Consider the following 7,273-nt stretch of genomic DNA (forward strand, 5'->3'; position numbering starts at 1 on the left):
TGCCAAAGGCGGGGTTTTTAGAGGTGCCCTGAAGTCGCTCCCACAAGAAGCGGCATCGGCCGGTGCGCCGGCTGGAGCCATGTGGGAGGGACTTCAGTCCCGACGCGATGAGCCCCGGCACCACGCGCATCGCCGATCGCGGCGATAATGCGCCGATGCCCAACTCCCGTTCCAATGCCGCCGCCGCCGCGTGGATGATCGCCGCGGTCGCGTTCTTTTCGCTGATGGATGCGTCCATGAAGCAGCTCAGCACGCATTACCCGGCGCTGCAGGTCGCGGCGCTGCGCGGCGGCGCCTCGCTGCCGTTCGTGCTGGTGTGGGTGCTGGCCAGCGCCGGGCCGCGCGCGATCTGGCCGGTGCGCTGGGGCTTGCACCTGCTGCGCGGCGTGCTCGGCATCGCCATGATCGGCTGCTTCGCCTGGGCCTTGCGCAGCCTGCCGCTGTCCACCGCCTACACCATCTACTTCGTCGCGCCGCTGCTGGTGGCGGCGCTGTCGGTGCCGCTGCTCGGCGAATACGTGGGCCCGCGGCGCTGGGCGGCGATCGGCGTCGGCCTGGTCGGCGTGCTGGTGGTGCTGCGCCCGGGCATGGACGGGTTCGTCTCGCTGCCGGGGCTGATGGTGCTGCTGGCGGCCATCGCGTATGCGGTGGCCTCGGTGCTGGTCAGCCTGCTGGCGCGCACCGACACCTCGCAGTCGCTGGTGGTGTGGTTCCTGCTGATCATGGCGCTGGGCGCCGGTGCGCTGGCGTTGCCAGAGTGGACCCCGCTGCGCCCGGCCGACACCGGCTGGATCGCAGGCATGGGCCTGGCCGGGGCGCTGGGCCAGGTGGCGCTGACCCAGGCGTTCCGCCGCGGCGACGCCTCGCTGGTCGCGCCGCTGGAGTACAGCGGCCTGTTGTGGGTGATTCCCTGGGACTGGCTGCTGTGGCGCAAGCTGCCCGATGTGTGGACCTGGGTGGGCGGGGCGATCATCGTCGCCAGCGGCCTGTACCTGCTGCATCGCGAGCGGGTCCGCGCGGTGGCGCATCCGCCGCCGCAGGCACGCCCCTAGGCCCCGCGATGCGCGCCTACGTTAGAATCGAATGGAATAACGCACGCCATCCTGGCCTGCTAGGCTTTGCGCCCCCCGTCGCTGCCGGTCCCGCGCGTTGATCCAGTTCGAGCGCCTGCACAAGTCCTATTCCGTCGCCGGCCAGCCGGTCGTGGCGCTGCATCCGCTCGACCTGCGCATCGAGGCCGGCGAGGTGTTCGGCATCATCGGCCACTCCGGCGCCGGCAAGTCGACCCTGATTCGCTTGATCAACCGGCTCGAAGAGCCCAGCGGCGGTCGTCTGATCATCGACGGCGAGGACGTCACCGCGCTGGACCGCGCCGGGCTGCGCACGCTGCGCCAGCGCGTGGGCATGATCTTCCAGCACTTCAACCTGCTGTCCTCGCGCACGGTTGCCGGCAACGTCGCCTTCCCGCTGGAACTGGCCGGCACGCCGCGCGCGGAGATCGACGCGCGGGTGGCCGAGTTGCTGGAGCGGGTCGGGCTGGCCGCGCATGCCGACAAGTATCCGGCGCAGCTGTCGGGCGGGCAGAAGCAGCGCGTCGGCATCGCCCGCGCCCTGGCCACGCGCCCGCGGATCCTGCTGTGCGACGAGGCCACCAGCGCGCTGGACCCGCAGACCACCGCCTCGGTGCTGGCGCTGCTGGCGCAGATCAACCGCGAGCTGGGTCTGACCATCGTGCTGATCACCCACGAGATGGAGGTGATCCGCCGGGTCTGCGATCGCGTGGCGGTGCTCGATGCCGGGCACCTGGTCGAGAGCGGGCCGGTCACCGAGGTATTCCTGCACCCGCAGCATCCGACCACCAAGCGCTTCGTGTCCGAGGCCGAGCACGTCGACGAGGCCGAGCTGTACCGCGATTTCACCGCCGTGGACGGGCGCATCCTGCGGCTGACCTTCCTCGGCACCGACACCTACGCGCCGCTGCTCGGGCGCATCGCCCGCGCCACCGCGGTGGACTACAACATCCTGTCCGGGCGCATCGACCGGATCAAGGACACCCCTTACGGCCAACTGACCGTGGCCCTGGTCGGTGGCGACATGGACGCGGCGCAGGCCGCCTTCGTCGCCGCCGGCGTGCATGTGCAGGAGCTGCGCCGATGAGTCCGATCGCCACCGCCGCCGCCGCCGCCGGCTTCTTCCGCAATCTCGATGCCGGCAAGTGGAGCGAGATCGGACGCGCCACCGTCGATACGCTGCTGATGCTGGGCGGTTCGCTGCCGCTGACCCTGCTGATCGGCCTGCCGCTGGGCGTGCTGCTGTTCCTGACCGGCCCGCGCCAGACCCACCAGAAGCCGCTGCTGTACGGCAGCCTGGCGCTGGTGATCAACGTGCTGCGCTCGGTGCCCTTCATCATCCTGATGATCGCGATGATCCCGCTGACGCTGTGGGCGATGGGCACCTCGCTGGGCGTGCGCGGCGCGATCCTGCCGCTGGTGGTGGGCGCGGCGCCGTTCTACGCGCGGCTGGTGGAGACCGCACTGCGCGAAGTGGACCGCGGCGTAGTCGAGGCCAGCCTGGCGATGGGCGCGACCACCTGGCAACTGGTGACGCGGGTACTGCTGCCGGAAGCGCGGCCGGGCCTGATCGCCGGCGCCACGGTGACCACCATCGCCCTGATCGGCTTCACCGCGATGGGCGGCGCGATCGGGTCGGGCGGCCTCGGCGACCTGGCCTACCGCGACGGCTACCAGCGCTCGCACGCCGATGTGGCCCTGGTGACGGTGGTGATTCTGCTGTTGCTGGTGCAGGCGTTGCAGATGCTCGGCGACCGCCTGGTCGCGCACTACAGCCGGCGCTGATGTCCTGCGTACCGCGGTAGGGCTTCAGCCGCGCCCCCGACCGGTGAGCGGTCGCGGCTGAAGCCGTTCCCACGCGCATGGATCGCCCCGCCTGCACGGCCGTCTGCTAGCGTGCACGCATCGCGGCCGCGGGTCGCGCTCCTCCACTCCCCCCGTTTTCCCGGATACCTGCCATGACCCGATTCCCGTTCCGCCTCCTGCTCGCCAGCGCCGTGCTCGTGCTCGGCGGCTGCGGCAAGCCCGATGCCGGCGCCGCCGGCGACCATCTCAGCGTCGCCGCCACTGCGGTGCCGCACGCCGAGATCCTGGAGGTGGTCAAGCCGATGCTGGAGCAGCAGGGCCTGACCCTGGACGTGCGCGTGTTCAACGACTACGTGCAGCCCAACGACCAGGTGGTGCAGAAGCAGATCGACGTGAACTACTTCCAGACCGAGCCCTACCTGCAGGCCTACAACCGCGACCGCAAGAGCGACCTAGTGACCGTGGTCGGCGTGCACATCGAGCCGTTCGGCGCCTACTCGCGCCGCTACAAGTCGCTGGACGCGCTGCCGCAGGGCGCCGACGTGGTGATCCCCAACGATCCCAGCAACAACAGCCGCGCGCTGATCCTGCTGGACAAGGCCGGGGTCATCAAGCTCAAGGATCCGAGCAATGCGCTGTCCACCCAGCGCGACATCGTCGCCAATCCCAAGCAGCTGAAGTTCCGCGAGCTGGATTCGGCGATGCTGCCGCGGGTGCTGGATCAGGTCGACCTGGCGCTGATCAACACCAACTACGCGCTCGACGCCGGCCTCAACCCGACACGCGACGCGCTGGCGATCGAAAGCAAGGATTCGCCGTACGTGAACTTCCTGGTCGCGCGTCGCGACAACAAGGACGATCCGCGCGTGCAGAAGCTGGCCAAGGCGCTGACCAGCCCGGAAGTGAAGGCCTTCATCCAGCGCAAGTACCAGGGCGCGGTGCTGCCGGCGTTCTGATCGGGCCACGCGCATGCCGCTGCTGCTGGCCATTCCGCTGGCGATCGTGATCGCGCTGGTGGTGACCGCGGTGCTCTTGCCGCTGTCGCTGCTGCAGCGGTTCCGCGTGGGCACGGCGCGGCGTCAGGCGCGCGGTTGGCTGGTCGCGGTGCAACTGTGGTCGGCGCTGCTGTCCAGCGTGGTGTTGCTGGTCTTCGCCCTGATCGCCACGCACTGGTGGCCCGGTGCGGCCACCAGTGCGCTGGCCGGCTGGGGCATCGGCGCGCTGCTGGGCGCGCTCGGCATCGTCGCCACCCGCTTCGAGCCGCTGCCGCACGGGCTGCACTACACGCCGAACCTGTGGTTGGTCTTGGGTCTGACCGCGCTGGTGGCGGTACGCATCGGTGCCGGGCTGTGGCAGGGCTGGCGCAGTCTGGCCGATGGTGCGGCGTGGCCGACCGAGGGCTGGATGAGTCATGCCAGTCTGCTGGCCGCCGCGGCCTTGCTGCTCGGCTATGCCTGCGCCTACGCCTGGCTGCTGCGGCGGCGCCTGCGCCGGTTCGACCGCTACCGCGGTTTCGATCGCTCGCCGCGCTGAAGGCGGCTGCGCCCGCGTGCACGCGCACTGCGGTTTTCGCTGGTCGCGCGCTCGATCCGGCGCACGCACAAAAACAAACGGGCCCTTGCGGGCCCGTTTGCGCAAACGCTGGAGACGGAACGCTTAGAAGCGCGCGCCGACGCCGAAGCTGAACAGCCACGGATCCAGCTTCAGGTCTTCGCCGGTGCCTTCGCCGGCCACCTTCAGCTCCGGACGCGAGTGCATGTAGCGCGCATCGGCACGGGCGAACCAGGTGGAGTTGATGTTCATGTCCACGCCGACGGTGCCGATGGCGCCCTTGGCGGTGTCCAGGCTGATGTGCTGGTCCGGGTTCAGGCCAGCCAGCTTCTCGTTGCTGAAGTTGGACTCGTAGTAACCGACGCCGACGAACGGACGGAACACGTTGTCCGCCTGGCCGAAGTGGTACTGGCCGCTCAGCGCGATCGGCTGCTGCTCGACGGTACCGACCTTGCCGATGCCGTCGGCCTTGACGCGGTGGTTGAACTTGTCGGCAGCGCCCCACAGTTCGACCGCCCAGTTGTCGTCGATCAGCCAGCTGGCGCTGATGGTCGGCGCCGGGCCGCCATCGACGTCGAGGCCGGCCGCCGGCTTGGAATGCGGGTCGAGCAGAGTCGCGCTGCCGACGACGGAGAAGTGCTTGCCGGAAGCGGTATCGGCATCCTGTGCGAATGCGGCGGGCGCAAACGCAAGGGCGGACACGACAGCCAGGCTCAGGATCTGAATGGACCGCATGGGGTATCTCCTCATCTTGTTCTTGTGGGGCCACGGGAGTGGGCGCGCACACCGTATCGATGAGAAGATGAATCGTCGCCGACCCTCGCCGGACGAATGCAGGCGACGTTCAGGCACTTGCGCCCGATGCTTGAAATAACGAGGTTTTAAGGCTTTTGGCTGTTCATCCAGGTGCGCGCGACGTGACGACGCAGCCGCTGTTGCAGGGCCTGCCCGCGCAGATTCGCGACGATTGCCGCGTGCTTGTGCTCGGCTCCATGCCCGGTGCGGCGTCGTTGCAGCAGGCGCGTTACTACGCGCATCCGCGCAACCGGTTCTGGCCGCTGATGGCGACGCTGTGCGGCTTCGATGCGGCATTGGACGCCGAGGCGCGGATGCAGGCGCTGCACGCGGCCGGCGTGGGCCTGTGGGATGTGATCGGCCAGTGCCGACGCCGCGGCAGCCTGGACGCGGCGATCGTGCGCGGCAGCGAAATTCCCAATGCCTTGCCCGAGCGCATCGCGCAGTTGCCGCAGCTGCGCGCCATCGCCTGCAATGGCGCGGCGGCGGCGCAGGCGTTCGCGCGCTTCGTGCAGCCGCACCTGCCGCTGCGCGATCCGCCGCTGGTGCTGCTGGCGCTGCCCTCCAGCAGCCCGGCCAATGCCGCGTTTGCCTGGCCGCGGCTGCTGCAGGCGTGGTCGCCGCTGCAGCAATGGCTGCGGGTGCCGATGGCTGGCGATTGACGGGTGCCTCCAATCACGCGCGAGGCACACGCGCAGGGGCGGTTTCAGCCGCGACGCGGCTATCCCGACAACGCTGGCCCGGCCGAAGCCACTCTTGCGAGACAGCGCGATGTGGCAAAAACAGGTGATTGGCGGCGCGCTGGCGTTGCGTCCATGGATCAGCGCCGCGCGCGCAGGCGCAGCCACAGCGTCTGCAGCGCCAGCACCGCGGCCAGCAGCAAGGCCACCCACGCCGCGCTCTGCGCACCGGCCAGCGTGCTGGCGGCCTGTTTGGCATAGACCGCGGCCAGCGCCCACAGCGCCGCCGCCGCGTAGGCGAGGTTGCCGCGCATGGCCCGGTTCATGCCCAGCAGCAGCGCCGCCGCCAGCGCGAACAGCACCAGGCTCCACGGCAGCATCCGCTCGGTCGAGAGCCAGCGGTAGGCCACGATCACCTGCGCGGTGTTCAGGAATGCCGCCAGCGACAGCCAGCCGGCGTGCAGCGACAGCGGCAGCCAGGCCCACAGGGTCTGGCCGGATTCGGGGGCGGGGTCGCGCGACAGTCGCAGCGCGGCCAGCAGCATCGCCGCCAGCGCGGTCCAGATCACCGCCAGCGCCAACAGGAAGTGCTGCTGCGAGAACACCGGCATCCACGCCGCCGTCAGCGCGAAGCCCAGCGCCGCCGGCGTCCGCACCTGCGCCAGCGCGCTGATGCGACGGCGCCGCGCGCTGGATTGCCACAGGCCGAAGGCCAGGTCGAGCAGGAAGATCACACCCCAGATCGCGAAGGCGTAGCCGGCGGCGACGATCAGGGTCGGGTAGCGGTCGGAGATGGCGCCGTTGGTCGGGCCGAACGCGCCGCGTTGCGAGAACCAGGCGACCAACGGCATCGCCAACGCCATCAACAGCACCAGGATCCGCATGCCTGCCCTCCGGAAATCTGCGGCGAGCCTAGCCGTGGCCCCGTGAAGGCGGTGCACCGGCGATGGCTGCGCAACATGCGCCGGCGTACTGTCCGCCTGCAGTGGCGCCCCTTGCAGGCGATCGGGCTTTTTTGCCCGCCAAAGGTTGGCGCTGCGGCTGCGGGCCGCCACAATAGGGGTTTCCCCCTCATTAGTTGCCGGAGTTCCCCGCATGGCCGAAATCAAGGAAGCACTTGTCCCCGATATCGGTGACTACAGCGACGTCCCGGTAATCGAAGTGCTGGTGGCCGTCGGCGACACGGTGAAGAAGGACCAGAGCCTGGTCACCCTGGAATCGGACAAGGCGACGATGGAAGTGCCGTCGCCGTTCGCCGGCGTGGTCAAGGAGATCAAGGTCAAGGTCGGCGACAGCCTGTCCGAGGGCAAGGTGGTGGCGCTGATCGAAGTGGCCGAGGGCGGCGCCAGTGCCGCACCCGCCGCGCCTGCG

The 7,273-nt window shown here is 69.7% G+C and carries 10 protein-coding genes; 7 read left to right on the forward strand and 3 right to left on the reverse strand.

Annotation, left to right across the window (positions count from 1 at the left end):
• A partial coding sequence (locus D183_RS27890; RefSeq protein WP_232757183.1) for a hypothetical protein occupies window positions 1-238 on the reverse strand: 238 nt, incomplete at its 3' end.
• On the opposite strand from D183_RS27890, the gene D183_RS0101870 reads away from it, so the two are divergent.
• From D183_RS0101870 to D183_RS0101890, 5 genes are all read left to right on the forward strand, one after another.
• Complete coding sequence (locus D183_RS0101870) at window positions 156-1,052, forward strand: DMT family transporter (RefSeq protein ID WP_026144102.1); 897 nt, start codon at window positions 156-158, stop codon at window positions 1,050-1,052. The two genes, D183_RS27890 and D183_RS0101870, sit on opposite strands and share 83 nt — an antisense overlap.
• A 97-nt stretch (window positions 1,053-1,149) precedes the next feature.
• Window positions 1,150-2,157 (forward strand): methionine ABC transporter ATP-binding protein, encoded by a 1,008-nt coding sequence (locus tag D183_RS0101875; protein ID WP_017907482.1) that lies wholly within the window; start codon window positions 1,150-1,152, stop codon window positions 2,155-2,157.
• Entirely contained in the window at window positions 2,154-2,855 is a 702-nt protein-coding gene (locus D183_RS0101880) for a methionine ABC transporter permease (RefSeq protein WP_017907483.1), read from the forward strand. The genes D183_RS0101875 and D183_RS0101880 overlap by 4 nt, the downstream gene beginning before the upstream one ends.
• A 173-nt stretch (window positions 2,856-3,028) precedes the next feature.
• Window positions 3,029-3,832 carry a MetQ/NlpA family ABC transporter substrate-binding protein gene (locus tag D183_RS0101885; protein ID WP_017907484.1) on the forward strand — a complete coding sequence of 268 codons (804 nt, stop codon included), beginning with the start codon at window positions 3,029-3,031 and terminating at the stop codon, window positions 3,830-3,832.
• 13 nt (window positions 3,833-3,845) lie between these two features.
• Entirely contained in the window at window positions 3,846-4,409 is a 564-nt protein-coding gene (locus tag D183_RS0101890; protein ID WP_017907485.1) for a hypothetical protein, read from the forward strand.
• 123 nt (window positions 4,410-4,532) lie between these two features.
• On the opposite strand, the gene D183_RS0101895 is transcribed toward D183_RS0101890, so the two are convergent.
• Entirely contained in the window at window positions 4,533-5,162 is a 630-nt protein-coding gene (locus tag D183_RS0101895; RefSeq protein ID WP_017907486.1) for an OmpW/AlkL family protein, read from the reverse strand.
• A gap of 182 nt (window positions 5,163-5,344) precedes the next feature.
• Here D183_RS0101895 and D183_RS0101900 point away from each other — a divergent pair, with 182 nt between their 5' ends.
• Window positions 5,345-5,884 (forward strand): DNA-deoxyinosine glycosylase, encoded by a 540-nt coding sequence (locus D183_RS0101900; protein WP_017907487.1) that lies wholly within the window; start codon window positions 5,345-5,347, stop codon window positions 5,882-5,884.
• 158 nt (window positions 5,885-6,042) lie between these two features.
• On the opposite strand, the gene D183_RS0101905 is transcribed toward D183_RS0101900, so the two are convergent.
• On the reverse strand, window positions 6,043-6,786 hold the full coding sequence (locus D183_RS0101905; protein ID WP_017907488.1) for a hypothetical protein: 744 nt from the start codon (window positions 6,784-6,786) through the stop codon (window positions 6,043-6,045).
• A gap of 211 nt (window positions 6,787-6,997) precedes the next feature.
• On the opposite strand from D183_RS0101905, the gene D183_RS23790 reads away from it, so the two are divergent.
• Window positions 6,998-7,273, forward strand: a 276-nt coding sequence (locus D183_RS23790; RefSeq protein ID WP_039725872.1) for a biotin/lipoyl-containing protein, incomplete at its 3' end; no start/stop codon positions are given.

Origin of the sequence: Xanthomonas sp. SHU 199, from assembly GCF_000364665.1 — a bacterium.
In the GTDB taxonomy this organism is placed as follows: domain Bacteria; phylum Pseudomonadota; class Gammaproteobacteria; order Xanthomonadales; family Xanthomonadaceae; genus Xanthomonas_A; species Xanthomonas_A sontii.